This is a genomic window from Streptomyces sp. NPDC004031 (assembly GCF_053604375.1).
This window is the reverse complement of sequence record NZ_JBSGHL010000038.1, coordinates 40,793-59,107: the sequence shown is the minus strand read 5'-3', so window position 1 is coordinate 59,107 and position 18,315 is coordinate 40,793. Positions and strand designations below refer to the sequence as shown.

14 protein-coding genes are annotated in these 18,315 nt (G+C 74.5%); 12 read left to right on the top strand and 2 right to left on the bottom strand.

Annotated elements, in window-relative coordinates:
• Positions 1 to 23: 23 nt before the first annotated feature.
• The gene (locus ACWERV_RS23570) at positions 24 to 1,229 is read right to left on the bottom strand and encodes an amino acid deaminase/aldolase (RefSeq protein ID WP_452936229.1); all 1,206 of its coding nucleotides are present in this window, start codon (positions 1,227 to 1,229) and stop codon (positions 24 to 26) included.
• Positions 1,230 to 2,369: 1,140 nt separating this feature from the next.
• Here ACWERV_RS23570 and ACWERV_RS23565 point away from each other — a divergent pair.
• The 4 genes from ACWERV_RS23565 to ACWERV_RS23550 all read left to right on the top strand — a co-directional run bounded on the left by ACWERV_RS23565 (position 2,370) and on the right by ACWERV_RS23550 (position 6,534).
• Complete coding sequence (locus ACWERV_RS23565) at positions 2,370 to 3,242, top strand: hypothetical protein (RefSeq protein WP_452936226.1); 873 nt, start codon at positions 2,370 to 2,372, stop codon at positions 3,240 to 3,242.
• Positions 3,239 to 4,489 carry a type VII secretion-associated serine protease mycosin gene (gene mycP, locus ACWERV_RS23560; protein WP_452936223.1) on the top strand — a complete coding sequence of 417 codons (1,251 nt, stop codon included), beginning with the start codon at positions 3,239 to 3,241 and terminating at the stop codon, positions 4,487 to 4,489. Before ACWERV_RS23565 ends, mycP begins: the two co-directional genes overlap by 4 nt.
• 388 nt (positions 4,490 to 4,877) lie before the next feature.
• Positions 4,878 to 5,621, top strand: a complete 744-nt coding sequence (locus ACWERV_RS23555) for an SseB family protein (protein ID WP_452936221.1) — start codon at positions 4,878 to 4,880, stop codon at positions 5,619 to 5,621.
• A gap of 124 nt (positions 5,622 to 5,745) precedes the next feature.
• Positions 5,746 to 6,534, top strand: a complete 789-nt coding sequence (locus ACWERV_RS23550; RefSeq protein ID WP_398180572.1) for an MIP family channel protein — start codon at positions 5,746 to 5,748, stop codon at positions 6,532 to 6,534.
• A gap of 14 nt (positions 6,535 to 6,548) precedes the next feature.
• On the opposite strand, the gene ACWERV_RS23545 is transcribed toward ACWERV_RS23550, so the two are convergent.
• Entirely contained in the window at positions 6,549 to 6,926 is a 378-nt protein-coding gene (locus tag ACWERV_RS23545) for a DUF1844 domain-containing protein (RefSeq protein ID WP_398180569.1), read from the bottom strand.
• 377 nt (positions 6,927 to 7,303) lie between these two features.
• Here ACWERV_RS23545 and infC point away from each other — a divergent pair, with 377 nt between their 5' ends.
• From infC to ACWERV_RS23505, 8 genes are all read left to right on the top strand, one after another.
• Positions 7,304 to 7,960, top strand: coding sequence for a translation initiation factor IF-3 (gene infC / locus ACWERV_RS23540; RefSeq protein ID WP_398180881.1), 657 nt, complete (start codon positions 7,304 to 7,306; stop codon positions 7,958 to 7,960).
• A gap of 116 nt (positions 7,961 to 8,076) precedes the next feature.
• Complete coding sequence (rpmI, locus tag ACWERV_RS23535) at positions 8,077 to 8,271, top strand: 50S ribosomal protein L35 (protein ID WP_031515208.1); 195 nt, start codon at positions 8,077 to 8,079, stop codon at positions 8,269 to 8,271.
• 99 nt (positions 8,272 to 8,370) lie between these two features.
• A complete protein-coding gene (gene rplT / locus ACWERV_RS23530) occupies positions 8,371 to 8,754 on the top strand; it encodes a 50S ribosomal protein L20 (protein WP_031515209.1) in 384 nt (127 codons plus the stop codon).
• A 114-nt stretch (positions 8,755 to 8,868) separates the two neighbouring features.
• Positions 8,869 to 9,729: a TrmH family RNA methyltransferase gene (locus ACWERV_RS23525; RefSeq protein WP_452936215.1), complete on the top strand. Its 861-nt coding sequence runs from the start codon at positions 8,869 to 8,871 to the stop codon at positions 9,727 to 9,729.
• 43 nt (positions 9,730 to 9,772) lie between these two features.
• Entirely contained in the window at positions 9,773 to 11,065 is a 1,293-nt protein-coding gene (locus ACWERV_RS23520) for an ATP-binding protein (RefSeq protein WP_452936213.1), read from the top strand.
• A 211-nt stretch (positions 11,066 to 11,276) separates the two neighbouring features.
• The gene (gene pheS, locus ACWERV_RS23515) at positions 11,277 to 12,428 is read left to right on the top strand and encodes a phenylalanine--tRNA ligase subunit alpha (RefSeq protein ID WP_452936211.1); all 1,152 of its coding nucleotides are present in this window, start codon (positions 11,277 to 11,279) and stop codon (positions 12,426 to 12,428) included.
• Entirely contained in the window at positions 12,428 to 14,914 is a 2,487-nt protein-coding gene (pheT, locus tag ACWERV_RS23510) for a phenylalanine--tRNA ligase subunit beta (RefSeq protein ID WP_452936208.1), read from the top strand. Before pheS ends, pheT begins: the two co-directional genes overlap by 1 nt.
• A gap of 615 nt (positions 14,915 to 15,529) precedes the next feature.
• Positions 15,530 to 18,289, top strand: a complete 2,760-nt coding sequence (locus tag ACWERV_RS23505) for a cellulose binding domain-containing protein (RefSeq protein WP_452936206.1) — start codon at positions 15,530 to 15,532, stop codon at positions 18,287 to 18,289.
• Positions 18,290 to 18,315: the final 26 nt, after the last annotated feature.

Here is an 18,315-nt window from a genome sequence, read left to right as displayed (position 1 = left end):
CGGGGCGGGCCCGCCGCACGTGCTCAGAGGAACGTCTTGCCCTCACCGCGGTAGGTCGGCACCACCGCCGACACCTCGTCGCCCTCCAGCAGGTGCAGCTCCGCGAAACGCTCGCACAGCTCGCCCGCCTTCGCGTGCCGGAACCACACCTTGTCGCCGATCAGCAGGTCGTCCGCGGGCGAGCCCAGCAGCGGCGTCTGCACCTCGCCCGCGCCCTCCTGCGGGTCGTAGCGCAGGCCCGCCGGGAGGTACGGCTCCGGGAGCCGGTCGCGCCCCGCCGCGCCCGACGCCGGGTAACCGCCGCCCAGGACCGTCACCACGCCGACGCCCGGACGGCGCACCACCGGCTGCGCGAAGAGCGCCGCCGGACGGCCCCGGAAGGACGTGTAGTTGTCGAACAGCCGCGGCACGTACAGCCCCGACCCCGCCGCGATCTCCGTCACCGCCGCCTCCGCCGCGGTGTGCTGCACGCTGCCTGTGCCACCGCCGTTGACGAACTCCAGGCCCGGCTCGACCGCGCGCACCGCCCGTACCGCCTCCGCGCGCCGCGCCGCCAGCTCCTTGCGGGCGGTGGCCTGCATCAGCCGTATCGCCAGCGACCGGGCCGGCCGCCCGCGCAGCGTGTCGCCCACGCCCGCGATGTGCCCCTCGTACGCCATCAGGCCCACCAGCCGGAAGCCCGGCCGGGCGACGACCGCGCGGGCCAGCTCCGCGAGCGGTTCCGGGTCGTGCAGGGACGAGCGCAGCGCGCCTATCCGCAGCCGCCCGCCCAGCTTGCGCAGGCTGGTGTCCAGCTCCAGGCACACCCGGACGCTCTCGCTCCCGGAGCCCCGGGCGGCGTCGATCAGATCGAGCTGCGCGACGTCGTCGACCATCACCGTCACCGCGGCGGCGAGTTTCGGATCGGCGGCCAGCTCCGCGTAACCGGCGCGGTCCGCCGACGGATACGCCAGCAGCACATCGGTGAAGCCCGCGCGGGCCAGCCACAGCGACTCCGCGAGCGTGAACGACATCAGGCCGCTGAAGCCGTCGTGCGCGAGCGCCCGCTCCAACAGGGCGCGGCAGCGCACCGACTTGGTGGCTATCCGGATCGGCTTGCCGCCCGCGCGGCGCGCGAGGTCGGCCGCGTTGGCGTCGAAGGCCGCGAGATCGACCAGGGCGAGCGGGGCGTCGAGGTGGGCGGTGGCCCGGTCGTAACGGGCGCGGTCCGCGGCGGCGTGCTCTGACATGGCCGCAGCTTGCCAGAGCGGGGCTACCCAGCGGTAGGCCCCGGTCCGCGGACCGTGGGAGCCGAGGGCCCGCGCGACCCCGTAAAGTGACGCGCGCAAGCCGTGCACGCAGAGGTCACAAGGGGGCGCCGGGTGAGCACCGGAGTGGACAACGGAGAACCCCCGGCGTCTCCGTTCCCCACCCTCCACCCCCGCACCCCGCAGTCGGCGACCCAGCGTCACCCCGCGACGACGGACCGCCAGACCCCGGAAGCGGTTGCGGACACGACACCGGGAGACCGGGCCGACGGTCGCGAGGACCGTCCGGGCCCCCCTTCCACGGGCCGCCCCGCGGCGGGCGCTCCGGAGCCGCCGCGCCCGGCGACCGGGGCACGGCCCGTGCCGCCGCCGCCGCCGGACTCCGCGACCCGCCTGCCGCGACCGCCCGACACGACGACGGCGGCCGCCGAACCGGGACCACGCCCCGGGCGCCCCGTCCCACCCCCACCGAAACCAGGCACCCGCCTCCCCGACGACCCCCAGGGCGCCCCCACGCCCCCACCCCGACCGCCGGTCCCGCCCCACGCCGCGGGCGGCGCGCGGCCCGACCCGCAGGGCGCGGATGCTGCACCGCCGTCGGAGCCGCGGGTGCAGGCGCCGCCTGTGCCGCCGCAAGGTCCGCCGCCTGCTCCGGCCGTCCCGCCGCGGGCTCCGCAGAGTTCTGCGGGCGTGCCGTCCACGCCGCCGGTCCCGCCGCAGGGTGTGGGTGGTGTGCCGTCTTCCGGGTCGCAGGGTGCAGGCGTTGCGTCGCCGCGTCCGGCGCCGTCGTCGTCGGAGCCGCGTGTGCAGGCGCCGCCCGTGCCGCCGCAAGGTCCGCCGGGTGCTTCGGCCGTCCCGCCGCAGGGCGCGGGGGATGCGCGGCCGTCCGAGCCGCGGGTGCAGGTGCCGCCGCGGGCTCCGCAGCATCCCGCTCTGGCCGTTCCGCCGCAGGCCCCGCAGGGGGCCGCGTCGTCGTGGGGGGCTCCGGGGCGCCCGGGTGGCGGTGTGCCGGTGCGGCCGGAGGTGCCGCCCGTACCGGTCGTGCCGCCGCAGGCCCCGCAGGGCGGGTTCGGGGCGGGTGGGCGGGTGCCCGTGCCGCCCGGGGGGACGTGGGGTGGGGGTGTGGCGCCCGTGCCGGCGTACGCGCCGCCGCCCGTGGGGGTGGCCGGGGCGGGGCGGTCCGCGGCGGGGGCGCGGCGGGCCGTGGGGATCGCCGTGTGCCTCGTGCTCGGGCTGGGGCTGATCGGCGGGGCCACCGCCGGGGCCGTGCTGGACCGGGGCCCGAAGGCGGCACCGCCCGCGGCGGCGGGCAGCGCCGCGCAGTTCGCGCAGGCGCGGCTGGTGTGGCGCGGCACGCCCGTCGACACGCTCTTCCCGCCCGTCGTGCACGGTACGGGCCCCGGCGGCGCCGACCGGACCTGGACGCGTATCGGCGTCGCCGCGCCCGGCGACTGCGCGGGTGCCTTCGACACGCTGCTGGACCGGGTGCTCGCGCCCACCGGCTGCGCGAAGCTGCTGCGCGCCACCTACGTGGACAGCACGTCCACGACCGTGACGACGGTCGGCATCCTGGTCACCGCCGGCGAGGCCCCCGGCATGAGCGCGCTCGCCAAGCGCTGGACCGGCGAGCACCTCGGTGCCCGCACCGACCTGCTGCCGCGTCCGGTGGCCTTCCCGGGTACGGCCGCCGCCCGCTTCGGCGCCGCCCAGCGCGGCAGCTGGGACGTGCGGGTGTCGGCGGCGCTGCCCTTCGTCGTCTACGCGGTCAGCGGTTTCGCGGACGGCCGCGCGGTCCCGCAGCCGCTGCCCGCGGACGAGGCTGTCGCGTCGGGCGCCACCAGCCCGCCCGCACAGGCGGGCCTCGGCTTCGACGCGTCGGGGCTGGCCAAATCCGTCGACGAGCAGCTCAAGGCCGCGGTGGACGCCGAGCTGCACCCGAACGCCCACGCCACCACCACCCCGGCCACCCCCGCGGGAACGGAGCAGAGCCGATGAGCCGCCGCATCCCCCGCCGCCCGCGGCTCGCGGTGGCGACCGCCGCCGTCACGGCGGCCGCCGCGCTCGTCGCGCTCGGCGCGACGCCCGCGGCGGCGGACGGCATCCGCGACCGGCAGTGGGCGCTGAGCGCCCTGCACGCCCAGCAGGCGTGGCGGACGACGAAGGGCGCGGGCGTGACCGTCGCCGTGCTCGACACCGGTGTCGACGCCACCCACCCCGACCTCACCGGCCAGGTGCTCACCGGCAAGGACCTCATCGGCTTCGGCGCCGCCCGCGGCGACAAGGCGTGGGCCAACCACGGCACCGGCATGGCCGCGATCATCGCCGGGCACGGCCACGGTCCCGGCAACGGCGCGGGGGTGCTCGGCATCGCCCCGGAGGCGAAGATCCTGCCCGTGCGGGTGATCCTGGAGGAGAAGGACCCGCAGCGCGACAAGGCGCGGTCCTCGCGCGGCAGCGCGCTTCCGGAGGGCATCCGGTGGGCCGTCGACCACGGCGCCGACGTCATCAACCTCTCGCTCGGCGACGACAGCGCCACCGCCTCGCCGGTCGCCGCCGAGGCGGACGCGATCCAGTACGCGCTCGCCAAGGGCGTCGTCGTGGTCTCCTCGGCGGGCAACAGCGGCGACAAGGCGGACCGTTCCTCGTACCCGGCGGCCTACCCCGGCGTCATCGCGGTGACCGCCGTCAACGACCTGGGCCGCCACCCGCAGTTCTCCACCCACCGCTGGTACTCGGCGGTGGCCGCGCCCGGCGACGACATCGTCATGGCGGACCCGGACCGCAAGTACTACGACGGCCTGGGGACGAGCGCCGCGTGCGCGTACGTCTCCGGCTCCGTCGCCCTGCTCAGGTCGGCCTACCCCAAGCTGAGCCCGCTGCAGATCAGGCAGGTCCTCCAGGACACGACCCGGCACAAGCCGGACACCGGGCGCAGCGACGAGCTGGGCACGGGCGAGATCGACCCGGCCGCCGCGCTCGCCGCCGCCGCGAAGCTCAAGCCCGCCCCGGTCGCCCTCGCTCCGGCGGCCTACCCGCAGCGCTATTTCGGCCCCGGTCCCGCCCCGGCACCGGCCCCGGCCGCCGGTTCGAGCGTGCTCGGCAACGGTGTGGCCGCCGCCTTCGCCGGGGCGGGCGCGGTGCTCGTCGCCGTCGCGGCCCTGCTCTGGTACCGCCCCCGCCGCCGCGCCGCGGCCAGTGCGGCAGCGGCCCAGGCACCGGCGACGAGCACCTGGGCGGGGTAGCGAAGAAGCTCCCCCCGGCGGGAAAGCCCCACCGTCCGGCCCGCCCGGTGTCCGGACTGCCCGGCCTGCGCAAGGCCGCCCGCCGGTGCCCCGTCCCCCCCCCGGACCGCCTGCCGCACGGCACCGTGCCCTGCGTCCGGAGTGCCCACCCCGCAGGTGCCCCGTCCGCCCCGCGGCCCGCGGCGGTAAGGCCGCACCGTCCGGCCCGCCCGGCGTCCGGACTGCCCGGCCTGCGCAGGGCCGCCCGTACCCGCCCCGTCCGTCCCGCCGCCCCCGGCGGAAAGGCCGCCCCGTACGGCCCGCCCGGCGTCCGGATCGCCCGGCCCGCGCAGGGCCGCCCGCACCCCGCCCCGTCCGTCCCGCCGCCCCCGGCGGATAGGCTGCGCGGGTGGAGCTCAAGAACATCCCTGACCCCGGTTTTCCCGACGACGACGGCTCCGCCGCCCCCGTGCTGGCCGCGGCGCTCGCCGCGTGGGACGGCGAGCGTGTGCCGGACCGGGAGGACGCGGTGGTCGAGGCGCTCCAGGGAGCGCGGCTGCTCGTGCCGGTCGTGGCGGTGCTGGGCGAGGTGGAGACCGGCCCGGACGGGCTGCGCCGGGAGAAGACCAGCGACATGGCGGTGCCGACGATCGAGTCCGCCCGCACCGGGCGCCGCGCGATGCCCGCCTTCACCTCCACCGCCGCGCTCGCCGCGTGGCGCCCGGACGCCCGGCCGGTCGCCGTGCGGCTGGGGCAGGCGCTCCAGGCGCTCGTGCAGGAGGGCGCGGACACGCTGCTGATCGACATCGCCGGGCCCGTCCCGTTCTCGCTGCACGGCGCCGCGCTGCGGGCCGCCGCCCGCGGGCCGGGCGGGACGGATCCGCTGGCGGACGCGGAGGTGCGCGAGGCGGTGCGGGCCGCGGTGGCCGCCGAGCCGGGCGTGGTCCGGGCGCATCTGACGCGGTCCGCCGACAGCGACGGCACCCTCGGCCTGGTGCTGGCCCCGGGCGCCGACGCCACCGCGACCGGGACCGCGCTCGCCGGTGCGCTCGCCGCCCACCCGGTGCTGCGCGCGGCGCTGCGGCGCGGCCTGGACATGGCGGTGCTGCCGCCGGACGCCACTCTTCCGGGGGAGCCGCTCTTCCTCCGCTGAGCGGCGTGGCTCCGCGCCCGCGGCCACGGCCGGTCGTCGTCCCGTTTCCTCCGAGATGTGGCTTTCACCCGTAAAGCCGACAATACGAAGGCGGACATCGATCACCGTCGTCGTGGAGGCGCGGATGGACATCCGAACGATCACCGAGAACCGAACAGCCGACGACCAGCGGGCGTTCGCCTGCGAATTCCTCGGCACGCTGCTGCTGGTCTTCTTCGCGGTGGGCGCGGCGGTGCTCTCCGGCGAGTACATCGGCACCCTGGGCATCGCGCTGGCCTTCGGGCTGGTCCTGCTGGCCATCGCCTACGCGATCGGGCCGATCTCCGGCAGCCATGTCAACCCGGCGGTCACGCTGGGCATGCTCGTCGCCAAGCGCATCTCGCTGCGCACCGCCGTCGAGTACTGGGTCGCGCAGTTCCTGGGCGCGATCGTCGGCGCGGCGCTGCTGCTGCTCGTCGCCAAGCAGGTGCCGGGGCTCCAGACGCACGGCGCCTTCGGCACCAACGGCTACGGCTACCGGTCGGCGGTCGGCATCAACATCTTCGGCGCCTTCGTCGCCGAGCTGATCCTGACCTTCCTGCTGGTCTTCGTGGTGCTCGCGGTCACCCACCGGATCGCGGTGGTGGGCTTCGACGGGCTGCCCATCGGTATGGCGCTCGCCGTGATCCACCTGGTCGGCATCCCGCTGACCGGTACGAGCGTCAACCCCGCCCGGAGCCTGGGGCCCGCGCTGTTCGCGGGCAGCCCGGCGCTGAGCCAGGTGTGGCTGTTCATCGTCGCGCCGCCGATCGGCGCGGTCCTCGCGGCGCTGGTGCACGAGGTCACGCACCCGGCGTTCGCCGCGGTCAAGGCCGCGCGGGCGGCCGCCGCCGAGGAGGAGACGGCGGCTCGGGCCGAGGGGGAGGCGACCTGAGCGCCCGGGGGTGGTCAGCCGTAGACGGGCCCGGTGAACTTCTCGCCGGGCCCCTGGCCGGGCTCGTCCGGCACCACCGACGCCTCGCGGAAGGCGAGCTGGAGCGACTTCAGTCCGTCGCGCAGCGGGGCCGCGTGGAAGCTGCTGATCTCGCCCGCGCTCGCGGTGACCAGGCCGGCCAGCGCCTGGATGAGCTTGCGGGCCTCGTCCAGGTCCTTGTGCTGCGCGCCTTCCTCGGCCAGGCCCAGGTTCACGGCCGCGGCGCTCATCAGGTGCACGGCGACCGTGGTGATCACCTCGACGGCGGGCACGTCCGCGATGTCGCGCGCCAGCTGGTCGGCGGGATCGGACGGGCCGGACGGGCCGGGGACGGGGGCAGGTGCGTCGCTCATGCCGACACGATATGCCCCGTCCGGCCGATTACGGCCTTCGGTCCCGCGCTGGTATGCTGAGTGGACGACCGGTCGGGCGCACGCGTGCCCGACCACCAAGTGGAGGCTCCGATCTCCCACCTGGTCGGCCGCGAGGCCGACGGGTCCCGGTCAGACGGTGCGGTCCGGATCGTACGCGAGCTCGTCTCGTGCGTCCGGTGAGCACCGTCCGAATGCGCCCCGCGGAATAAACGCGGCGGTGCTCCCGGTTGTGAGGAGCCCCGCCTGTGTCCCGTACGGGGCGTTTTCCACGCCTGGGGTGCGGGTCGGTCCATACGAAGACAGACTCAAGCGCGGCTGTCGGCCAGTCAGCCGCGTGGTGCAACCGAGGAGGCCCCATCAGCGCCGAGCCCCGCATCAACGACCGGATTCGCGTTCCCGAGGTGCGACTTGTCGGTCCCAGCGGCGAGCAGGTCGGCATCGTGCCGCTTGCCAAGGCCCTGGAGCTTGCGCAGGAGTACGACCTCGACCTGGTCGAGGTGGCGGCGAACGCCCGTCCGCCCGTGTGCAAGCTCATGGACTACGGGAAGTTCAAGTACGAGTCGGCCATGAAGGCCCGTGAGGCGCGCAAGAACCAGGCGCACACGGTCATCAAGGAGATGAAGCTCCGGCCGAAGATCGACCCGCACGACTACGACACCAAGAAGGGTCATGTCGTCCGGTTCCTCAAGCAGGGCGACAAGGTCAAGATCACGATCATGTTCCGCGGGCGTGAGCAGTCCCGTCCGGAACTGGGCTACCGGCTGCTCCAGCGGCTCGCCGAGGACGTCCAGGACCTCGGGTTCGTCGAGTCGAACCCGAAGCAGGACGGCCGCAACATGATCATGGTCCTGGGTCCGCACAAGAAGAAGACCGAGGCCATGGCCGAGGCCCGCGAGGCGCAGGCCGCCCGCAAGGCCGGCCGCCAGGGTGACGCCGCGGCCGAGGCGGAGACGCCCGCCGAGGAGGAGTCCCCCGAGGTGGAGGCCGAGGCCCAGGCCCAGGACGCCGGCTGAGCGCCCTGGACGAAGAACATCCGGAGCATCGGCTCCGGGTCGGTTAATGCAGAACTGACGCTCTCCGTGTGCCCAGCGGGCGCACGGGAGGCCAGCGACGAGGAGACTACGGCGCCATGCCGAAGAACAAGACGCACAGCGGTGCGAGCAAGCGCTTCAAGATCAGCGGCTCCGGCAAGGTGCTGCGCGAGCGCGCCGGCAAGCGCCACCTGCTCGAGCACAAGCCGTCCAGCAAGACCCGCGCCCTGACCGGCACCGTCGAGGTCGCCGCCCCGGACGCCAAGAAGATCAAGAAGCTTCTCGGCAAGTGACGGCCGTGCCCCCGCCGGGGCGCAGCCGTCCCGGGTCGGGAGTCCATTCGCTTTCGGACCGCGTGAGGCATACCGCGGTCCCCTAGAAGGAGTTATCAAGTGGCACGCGTCAAGCGGGCAGTCAACGCCCAGAAGAAGCGCCGGGCGGTCCTCGAGCAGGCCAGCGGCTACCGCGGTCAGCGTTCGCGCCTGTACCGCAAGGCCAAGGAGCAGGTCACCCACTCCCTGGTCTACAACTACAACGACCGCAAGAAGCGCAAGGGCGACTTCCGCCAGCTGTGGATCCAGCGCATCAACGCCGCTGCCCGCGCGAACGGCATCACCTACAACCGCTTCATCCAGGGCCTGAAGGCCGCCAACGTCGAGGTCGACCGCAAGATCCTCGCCGAGCTGGCCGTCAATGACGCCAACGCCTTCGCGGCGCTGGTCGAGGTCGCCCAGAAGGCGCTGCCCGCGGACGTGAACGCCCCCAAGGCGGCGTGACCCGCGTCAGCGACATCGCGGCAGTACCCCGGGCCCGCGGGCGGCAACGCCCCCGCGGGCCCGTCGTGTGAACGGCACCACCCACCCCGTACCACCACTGGAGCAGCCACCCCGATGGGCACCACCCCCGAGCTGACCTCGCTGCGCTCCGCGCGGGTCACCGCCGCGCACCGGCTGGCCCGGCGCAGCTTCCGCGGCAAGGAGCGGCGGTTCCTGGCCGAGGGCCCGCAGGCCGTCCGCGAGGCCGTCGCCCACCCCGGGGGGCCCGCAGGGCGCACCCTGATCGAGCTGTACGCCACGCCCGAGGCCGCCGAGCGGCACACCGACCTCGTCGCCGCCGCCCGCGCGGCCGGTGCCCCGGTGCTCACCGCCACCCCCGAGGTGATGGCGGAGATCTCCGACACCGTCACCCCCCAGGGTGTCGTCGGGGTGTGCCGCTTCCTGGACACGCCCTTCACCGAGGTGCTGCGCGCCCGCCCGCGGCTGGTCGCCGTGCTCGCCCACGTGCGCGACCCCGGCAACGCCGGCACCGTGCTGCGCTGCGCCGACGCGGCCGGCGCCGACGCGGTCGTGCTCACCGACGCCTCCGTCGACCTGTACAACCCCAAGGCGGTACGCGCCTCCGCCGGAAGCCTCTTCCACCTGCCGGTCGCCGTCGGGGTGCCGGTCGCCGACGCCGTCGCCGGGCTGCGCGCCGCGGGCGTCCGGGTGCTGGCCGCGGACGGGGCGGGGGAGCGCGACCTGGACGCGGAGCTGGACGAGGGCACGATGCGCGGGCCCAGCGCGTGGATCTTCGGCAACGAGGCGTGGGGCCTGCCCGAGGAGACCCGGGCGCTCGCCGACGAGGTCGTGCGCGTCCCCATCCACGGGCGCGCCGAGAGCCTCAACCTCGCCACCGCCGCCGCGGTGTGCCTCTACGCCTCCGCGAGGGAGCAGCGTGCGCCCGGAGGGTGCCGCAGCGTTACGTCCACCTAGTAGGGTGGCTCGCCCGGGGGACCCTGAAAGGGGGGTGGCGCGCATGGGTGTCACGGCGCGAGGCAACGGAACGCACACGCGCGAGGACGCTGCGCACAGCGCGGTGACGGTGCTGCCCGCCCAGGAACCGCCCGCGCCCGCCCAGGAGCCCGCGCCGCCCGTGCCCGCCGGAGAACCGCGCCCGGAGGCCGTACCGGCCGCCCCCGCGCCGCGCACCGGCGAGCCGCCCGCGGCCGCCCCCGCACCCGACCCGTGCCGCACCGGCACCGACGGCTACGCCCCGCACCCCGACGACCTGCCCGACGGCCTGCTGGTCGCCGACGGCACCGGGCGGGTGGTGTGCTTCAACGCCGCCGCCGCCCGCATCACCGGACTGCGCCCGCAGGACGTCCTCGGCCGCCCGGTGGAGCAGGCGCTGCCGCTGGAGGACCTGGAGGGCCGCCGCTGGTGGCCCCTCACCGACCCGTACGGGGGCCTCGCGATCAGGACCGGGCAGCCCGAGCGCAACCTGCTGCTGCCCGGCGGCCGGGAGGTGCTGGTCGCCGCGCGGTACGTCCGCGAGCGGCCCCGCGGGCCCGTGCTGCGGCTCGTGGTGGCGCTGCGCGGCACCGAGGCCCGGCGGCGTACCGAGCGCAGCCACGCCGAGCTGATCGCGACCGTCGCGCACGAACTGCGCTCGCCGCTCACCTCCGTCAAGGGCTTCACGGCGACACTGCTGGCCAAGTGGGAGCGCTTCACCGACGACCAGAAGAAGCTCATGCTGGAGACCGTCGACGCCGACGCCAACCGGGTGACCCGGCTGATCGCCGAACTGCTGGACATCTCCCGGATCGACTCCGGCCGGCTGGAGGTGCGCCGCCAGCCGGTCGATCTCGCCGCCGCCGTGCAGCGGCACGTCGACGCGCACATCGCCGCAGGTCAGCCGCAGGACCGCTTCACCGTTCGGGTCGCCGGGCCGCTGCCCGACCTGTGGGCGGATCCGGACAAGGTCGACCAGGTGCTGGGCAACCTGCTGGAAAACGCGGTGCGCCACGGCGACGGAAGGGTCACCATCGACGTGGCGCCCGCACATCCGGGCGACCTCACCGAGCGGCGGTGCGACGCCACCGCGGTGACGGTGAGCGACGAAGGCCCCGGCATCCCGGAGGAGTCCATGAGCCGCGTGTTCACCCGCTTCTGGCGGGGCAGCAAGCGCGGCGGCACGGGCCTGGGGCTCTACATCGTCAAGGGCATCGTCGAGGCCCACGGCGGCACCATCACCGTCGGCCGGGCCGCGGGCGGCGGCGCCGAGTTCCGATTTACCCTGCCCGTCGGGGCCCCCGCGTATCTGGCCTGAGCGGCCGGCGGGACGCCGCGACGGGCGCCACCACAGGCCGGGCCCGCACGGGCCGGTCCGGCTCCGGCGGCCGAAAACAGCCGGTCCTCGCGGCGCAAGTAGACTCGTCCCCTGGCATGTGTCCGGTCGGGCAAGCCTCCACCGCGACGCCACCGCAGCGCAGTGGCGCGCACGCCGCCCACCACCATCGTCCACTCCGGAACGGGAAGAGATGTCGGCACCGAACAAGTCGTACGACCCTGTCGAGGTCGAGGCGCTCCAGCCGGAAGCGATCGAGCGGATGCGCGACGACGCGCTCGCCGCCGTCGCCGCCGCGGGCGACCTCGAAGCCCTCACCCACGTCAAGACCGCGCATGCCGGCGGCGGCTCACCGCTCGCCCTCGCCAACCGGGAGATCGGCGCCCTCCCGCCGCAGGCCAAGGCCGAGGCGGGCAAGCGGGTGGGCCAGGCCCGCGGCGCGGTCAACAAGGCGCTCGCCGCGCGCCAGGCCGAGCTGGAGGCCGAGCGCGACGCCCGGGTGCTCGTCGAGGAGGCCGTCGACGTCACACTGCCGTACGACCGCCGCCCGGCCGGTGCCCGGCACCCGCTCACGACGCTGTCGGAGCGCATCGAGGACATCTTCACGGCCATGGGCTACGAGGTGGCCGAGGGCCCCGAGGTCGAGTCCGACTGGTTCAACTTCGACGCGCTGAACTTCCCGCCCGACCACCCCGCCCGGGAGACGCAGGACACCTTCTTCGTCGCCGCTCCCGAGGGCAGCGGGGGCACCTCCGAGTCCGGAGGGTCTGGGGGAGCGTCCGGCGTCGTGCTGCGCACCCACACCTCGCCGGTGCAGATCCGCGCCCTGCTGGAGCGCGAGCTGCCGGTGTACGTGATCGCGCCCGGCCGCGTCTACCGCTCCGACGAGCTGGACGCGACCCACACCCCGGTCTTCTCGCAGGTCGAGCTGCTCGCCGTGGACGAGGGCCTGACGATGGCCGACCTCAAGGGCACCCTCGACCACATGGTCGTCTCGCTGTTCGGCGAGGGCATGACCACCCGGCTGCGCCCCAACCACTTCCCCTTCACGGAGCCGTCCGCCGAGATGGACATGCTCTGCTACGTCTGCCGCGGCGAGTCCGTCGGCAACCCCGACCGCCCCTGCCGCACCTGCTCCTCCGAGGGCTGGATCGAGCTGGGCGGCTGCGGCGTCGTCAACCCCAGGGTGCTGGTGGCGTGCGGTGTGGACCCGGAGAAGTACAGCGGCTTCGCCTTCGGCTTCGGCATCGAGCGGATGCTGATGTTCCGCCACAACGTCGAGGACATGCGAGACATCGTCGAGGGTGACGTGCGCTTCACCCTCCCGTTCGGGATGGAGATCTGATGCGGGTCCCGCTTTCTTGGCTGCGGGAGTACGTCGACCTGCCCGCCGGTGCCACCGGCCGCGACGTCCAGGCCAAGCTCATTTCCGCCGGCCTGGAGGTCGAGACCGTCGACCAGCTCGGCGCCGGCATCAAGGGCCCGCTGGTCGTCGGCCAGGTCCTGACGATCGAGGAGCTGGAGGGCTTCAAGAAGCCGATCCGCTTCTGCACCGTCGACGTCGGCGACGCCAACAACACGGGTGAGCCGCAGGAGATCGTGTGCGGCGCCCGCAACTTCGCCGTCGGCGACCGCGTCGTCGTCATCCTGCCCGGCGGAGTGCTGCCCGGCGACTTCCAGATCGCCGCCCGCAAGACCTACGGCAAGGTCTCGCACGGCATGATCTGCTCCGCCCGCGAACTGGGCATGGGCGACGACCACGACGGCATCATCGTGCTGCCGCCCGGCGCCCCCGCCCCCGGCACCGACGCGATCGAGCTGCTGGAGCTCGTCGACGAGGTGCTCGACATCGCCGTCACCCCCGACCGCGGTTACTGCCTGTCGATCCGCGGTGTCGCCCGTGAGGCCGCCATCGCCTACGGCGTGCCGCTGCGCGACCCCGCCCTCATCGACGTGCCCGCGCACAACGGCGACGGCTACCCCGTCGCGATCGCCGACCCCGAGGGCTGCGACCGCTTCACCGCCCGCACCGTCACCGGCATCGACCCCGAGGCACTCTCCCCGATCTGGCTCCAGCGCCGGCTGCAGAAGGTCGGCATGCGCCCGATCTCGCTCACCGTCGACATCGCCAACTACGTGATGATCGAGCTGGGCCAGCCGCTGCACACCTACGACCGCGCGCGCGTGCGCGGCACGATCGGGGTCCGCCGCGCCACCCCCGGCGAGAAGCTCACCACCCTGGACGGCGCCGAGCGCACCCTCGACGCCGAGGACCTCGTCATCACCGACGACTCCGGGCCCATCGGCCTGGCCGGTGTCATGGGCGGCGCCGACACCGAGATCGCCGACGGCGGCTCGGCCGACGTCGTCATCGAGGCCGCGCACTTCGCACCGATCCCGATCGCCCGCACCTCGCGCCGCCACAAGCTCGGCTCCGAGGCCTCCCGCCGCTTCGAGCGCGGCACCGACCCGCTCGCCACCTCGGCCGCCGCCCAGCGCACCGTGGACCTGCTGGTGCTGCTCGCGGGCGGCACCGCCGAGCCCGGCGTCACCGAGATCGCCGCGCCCGTGAGCCCGCGCACCATCACCATGCGCGCCGACCACCCCGACAAGGTCGCCGGCACCGACTACGGCCGCGAGACCGTCGTGCGGCGCCTCCAGGAGATCGGCTGCGACGTCACCGGCACCGACGACCTCGCGGTCACCGTGCCGTCCTGGCGGCCCGACCTCAACTACATCAACGACCTCGCCGAGGAGGTCATCCGCCTCGAAGGCTTCGAGAACCTTCCCTCCACCCTGCCGCAGCCGCCCGCCGGCCGCGGCCTCACGCCCGGCCAGCTGCTGCGCCGCCGCGTCGGCCGCGCACTCGCCGGCGCCGGATACGTCGAGGCGCCCAGCTACCCCTTCCTCAGCTCCGACGTCCTCGACCAGCTCGGCCTCGACGCGGACGACGACCGGCGCCGTACGGTCCGGCTCGCCAACCCGCTCGACGACACCGAGCCGCTGCTGCGCACCACGCTGCTGCCCGGACTGCTCGGCACCCTGCGCCGCAACCACGGGCGCGGCGCGCACGACCTCGCCCTCTTCGAGACCGGCCTGGTCTTCCTGCCCCGCCAGGAGCAGGTGCCGCCGCCGCGGCTGCCCGTCGACCGGCGGCCCACCGACGAGGAGATCGCCGCGCTCGTCGCCGCGCTGCCCGACCAGCCGCACCGCGTCGGCGTCGTCCTCGCGGGCGCCCGCGAGCAGGCCGGCTGGTGGGGCGAGGCCCAGCCCGCGACCTGGGCCGACGCGGTCGAGGCCGCCCGCACGGTCGCCCGCGAGGCGGGCGTGCGGCTCACCGCACGGGCCGGGCAGTACGCGCCCTTCCACCCCGGGCGGTGCGCCGAACTGCTCGCCGGGGAAGAGGTCGTCGGGCACGCGGGCGAACTCCACCCGCGGGTGACGAAGGCGTTCGGGGTACCCGAGCGGACCTGCGCGATGGAGATCGACCTCGACCTCGTCGTCGCGGCAGGCGGCGAGACCGCCACCGGGCCGCGCGTATCGACCTTCCCGGTCGCCACGCAGGACGTCGCGCTCGTCGTCGACGCGGCTGTTCCGGCGGCGGAGGTGGAGGCGGCGCTGCGCGCCGGGGCGGGCGACCTGCTCGAATCGGTGCGGCTGTTCGACATCTTCACCGGGCCGCAGATCGGGGAGGGCCGCAAGTCCCTCGCGTACGCGCTGCGCTTCCGGGCGCCCGACCGCACCCTCACGGCGGAGGAGGCGTCCGCCGCGCGCGACGCCGCGGTCGCCTCGGCGGCGAGCCGTACGAACGCGACCCTGCGCGGGGCCTGACCGCGCCCCACTCGGGAGGGGGCTCGTCCTTCGGGGCGGGCCCCCTTTCCCCTTTGCGCTTGAGGGTGCCACTTGCGCCGGGTGCCGCGGCCTTCGGCGGGCGGGGGCTGAGCGCGCAGTTCCCCGCGCCCCTTTGCGCCTGGGGGTGCCGCTTGGGCAGGTGCCGCGGCCTTCGGCTGGTGGTGGGTTGCGCGCGCAGTTCCTCGCGCCCCTTTGCGCCTGGGGGTGCCGCTTGGGCAGGTGCCGCGGCTTTCCGTCGGTGGTGGGTTGGTCGCGCAGTTCCTCGCGCCCCCAGGCAAGTGGGTGCTGCGGCCTTCCGCCGGTGGTGGGTTGGGCGCGCGGTTTTCCGCGCCCCTGGGGTGCTGGGCTGCGTCGCAGACGCGAGCGCCTGCGGGGGAGGGTGAGCGTTTTTCAGGGGCGCGGGGAACTGCGCGACCAGCCACGGGAGAGGGACGGTCCCGCGATCACAGCAAGGGGCAGCCCGGAGGGCTGGAGGCCAACACCGCGGGGCTTCTCCCCGCGAGAGGTGAGCGCTATCATCGGACCTCTCGTGGGAGCGCTCCCACGCATCCGCGCTGCCCCGAGTCGTCCACCCCCCACACTCAAGGACGCCCCATGCTTCGCAGACCCCTCGCCGCGCTGGTCGCGGCTTTCTCCCTCATCGGCGGCGCCGTGTCCGTCGCCGCGGCGACCGTCGCCGCCACCGGCTCACCGGCCGCGGCAGCGGCCCCCGCCGCGGTGTCGGACACGTACACCTGGAAGAACGCCCAGATCGAGGGCGGCGGCTTTGTCCCCGGCATCGTCTTCAACCAGTCCGAGAAGAATCTCGCCTACGCCCGTACCGACATCGGCGGCGCGTACCGGTGGAACGAGTCGACCAAGTCCTGGACCCCCCTGCTGGACTCGGTCGGCTGGACGGACTGGAACCGCAACGGCGTGGTCAGCCTCGCCACCGACGCGCTCGCACCGGACAAGGTGTACGCGGCGGTCGGGATGTACACCAACTCCTGGGACCCCAACAACGGCGCCATCATGCGCTCGTCGGACCGCGGGGCGACCTGGCAGTCGACGGCGCTGCCGTTCAAGCTCGGCGGCAACATGCCCGGCCGCGGCATGGGTGAGCGGCTGGCGATCGACCCCAACAAGGACAGCGTCCTGTACTTCGCCGCGCCCAGCGGCAACGGCCTGTGGCGCAGCACCGACTCCGGTGTGACGTGGGCGAAGGTCGCGTCCTTCCCCAACGCGGGCACCTACGTGGCCGATCCGTCGGACAGCACCGGCTACCAGAGCGACAACCAGGGCGACGTGTGGGTGACCTTCGACCCGCGCACCGGCACCAAGGGCAGCACCACGCAGACGATCTACGTGGGCGTGGCCGACAAGGACAACACCGTCTACCGCTCCACGGACGGCGGCGCCACCTGGTCCCGGCTCGCCGGGCAGCCCACCGGCTACATCGCGCACAAGGGCGTCCTGGACAGCGTCAACGGCTACCTCTACCTCGCCACCAGTGACACCGGCGGCCCGTACGACGGCGCCAAGGGCCAGGTGTGGCGGTACGCGACCGCGACCGGCACCTGGACGAACATCAGCCCGATGTCGGACGCGGACACGTACTTCGGCTACAGCGGCCTCAGCGTGGACCGGCAGCACCCGGGCACGCTCATGGTCACCGGTTACAGCTCCTGGTGGGCGGACACGCAGATCTTCCGCTCCACCGACAACGGCGCCACCTGGACCCGGGCCTGGGACACCCCCAGCTACCCGACCCGCGCCGACCGCTACACCATGGACATCTCGTCCTCCCCGTGGCTGAGCTGGGGCGGCAACCCCGCACCCCCCGAGGAGGCGCCCAAGCTCGGCTGGATGACGGAGTCGCTGGAGATCGACCCGTTCAACTCCAACCGCATGTGGTACGGCACCGGCGCCACGATCTACGGCACCGACAACCTCACCAACTGGGACACCGGCACCAAGTTCACCGTCAAGCCCAACGCCAAGGGCCTGGAGGAGACCTCGGTCCAGGACCTCATCAGCCCGCCCACCGGCGCCCCGCTCATCAGCGCGCTCGGTGACCTGGGCGGCTTCCGGCACACCAGTCTCGACACCGTGCCGGCGATGATGTTCACCCAGCCGAACTGGACCACGACGACGAGCCTGGACTACGCGGGCACCAACGCCAACATCGTCGCCAGGGTGGGCAACGCCGACACCGGCGCGCACGTCGCCTTCTCCACCGACAACGGCGCCAACTGGTTCGCCGGCACCGACCCCTCCGGTGCCGCGGGCGGCTCGATCGCGGCGGCCGCGGACGGCAGCGGCTTCGTGTGGAGCACCGCCGGAGTCGGCGTCCAGCACACCACCGGCTTCGGCAACTCCTGGCAGACCGTCAGCGGCCTGCCCACGGGCGCGGCGATCGGCTCCGACCGGGTCAACCCGAAGAAGTTCTACGGGATCTCCGGCGGCAAGTTCTACGTCAGCACCGACGGCGGCGCGACCTTCGCGGCGACCGCGGCCACCGGCCTGCCGACCGAGAGCGCCCACCTCAAGGCGCTGCCCGGCACCGAGGGCGACGTATGGGTGGTCGGGGGCGCCGGCAGCACGTACGGCCTGTGGCACTCGACGAACTCCGGGGCGTCGTTCACCAAGCTGGGAGGCGTCCAGGAGGCCGACACGATCGGCTTCGGCAAGGCCGCGCCCGGCGCCTCCTACCAGGCGCTCTACACCAGCGCGAAGATCGGCGGGGTGCGCGGCATCTTCCGCTCCACCGACGCCGGTGCGAGCTGGGTGCGCATCAACGACGACAAGCACCAGTGGGGTGTGACCAACACCGCGATCACCGGCGACCCGCGGGTCTACGGGCGCGTCTACATCGCGACCAACGGGCGCGGGATCATCTACGGCGACACGTCGGACACCTCGGGCGGCGGTACGACCCCGCCCACGACGCCTCCGACGACCGGGCAGACCACCCCGCCCACCACGCCGCCGACGACACCTCCGACGACTCCGCCCACCACACCTCCCACCACACCTCCGACCACTGCGCCCGCGGGCTCGTGCACGGTGGCCTACACGGTCACCAACCAGTGGCCCGGCGGCTTCCAGGCCTCGGCCACGGTGACCAACACCGGCAGCACGGCCGTCGACCCGTGGAAGCTGGGCTGGTCCTTCACCGCGGGCGAGACGATCTCGTCGCTGTGGAGCGGTGACTACACGCAGAGCGGCGCGGCCGTGACGGTGACCGCGCCGAGCTGGGGCACGTCGATCCCGGCCGGTGGCAACACCGTGGTCGGCTTCACGGGCGTGGCGCCCGGCACCCCCGCGGTGCCGGCCTCGTTCACGCTCAACGGAAAGGCCTGCACCAAGGCCTGAACGAGCCCGCCGGGCCCGCGCGACTG

Coding starts and splice junctions, on each gene's coding strand:
- ACWERV_RS23570 (WP_452936229.1), bottom strand. CDS start 1,229: ATGTCAGAGCACGCCGCCGCGGACCGCGCCCGTTACGACCGGGCCACC.
- mycP (WP_452936223.1), top strand. CDS start 3,239: ATGAGCCGCCGCATCCCCCGCCGCCCGCGGCTCGCGGTGGCGACCGCC.
- ACWERV_RS23550 (WP_398180572.1), top strand. CDS start 5,746: ATGGACATCCGAACGATCACCGAGAACCGAACAGCCGACGACCAGCGG.
- ACWERV_RS23545 (WP_398180569.1), bottom strand. CDS start 6,926: ATGAGCGACGCACCTGCCCCCGTCCCCGGCCCGTCCGGCCCGTCCGAT.
- rpmI (WP_031515208.1), top strand. CDS start 8,077: ATGCCGAAGAACAAGACGCACAGCGGTGCGAGCAAGCGCTTCAAGATC.
- ACWERV_RS23525 (WP_452936215.1), top strand. CDS start 8,869: ATGGGCACCACCCCCGAGCTGACCTCGCTGCGCTCCGCGCGGGTCACC.
- ACWERV_RS23520 (WP_452936213.1), top strand. CDS start 9,773: ATGGGTGTCACGGCGCGAGGCAACGGAACGCACACGCGCGAGGACGCT.
- pheS (WP_452936211.1), top strand. CDS start 11,277: ATGTCGGCACCGAACAAGTCGTACGACCCTGTCGAGGTCGAGGCGCTC.
- pheT (WP_452936208.1), top strand. CDS start 12,428: ATGCGGGTCCCGCTTTCTTGGCTGCGGGAGTACGTCGACCTGCCCGCC.
- ACWERV_RS23505 (WP_452936206.1), top strand. CDS start 15,530: ATGCTTCGCAGACCCCTCGCCGCGCTGGTCGCGGCTTTCTCCCTCATC.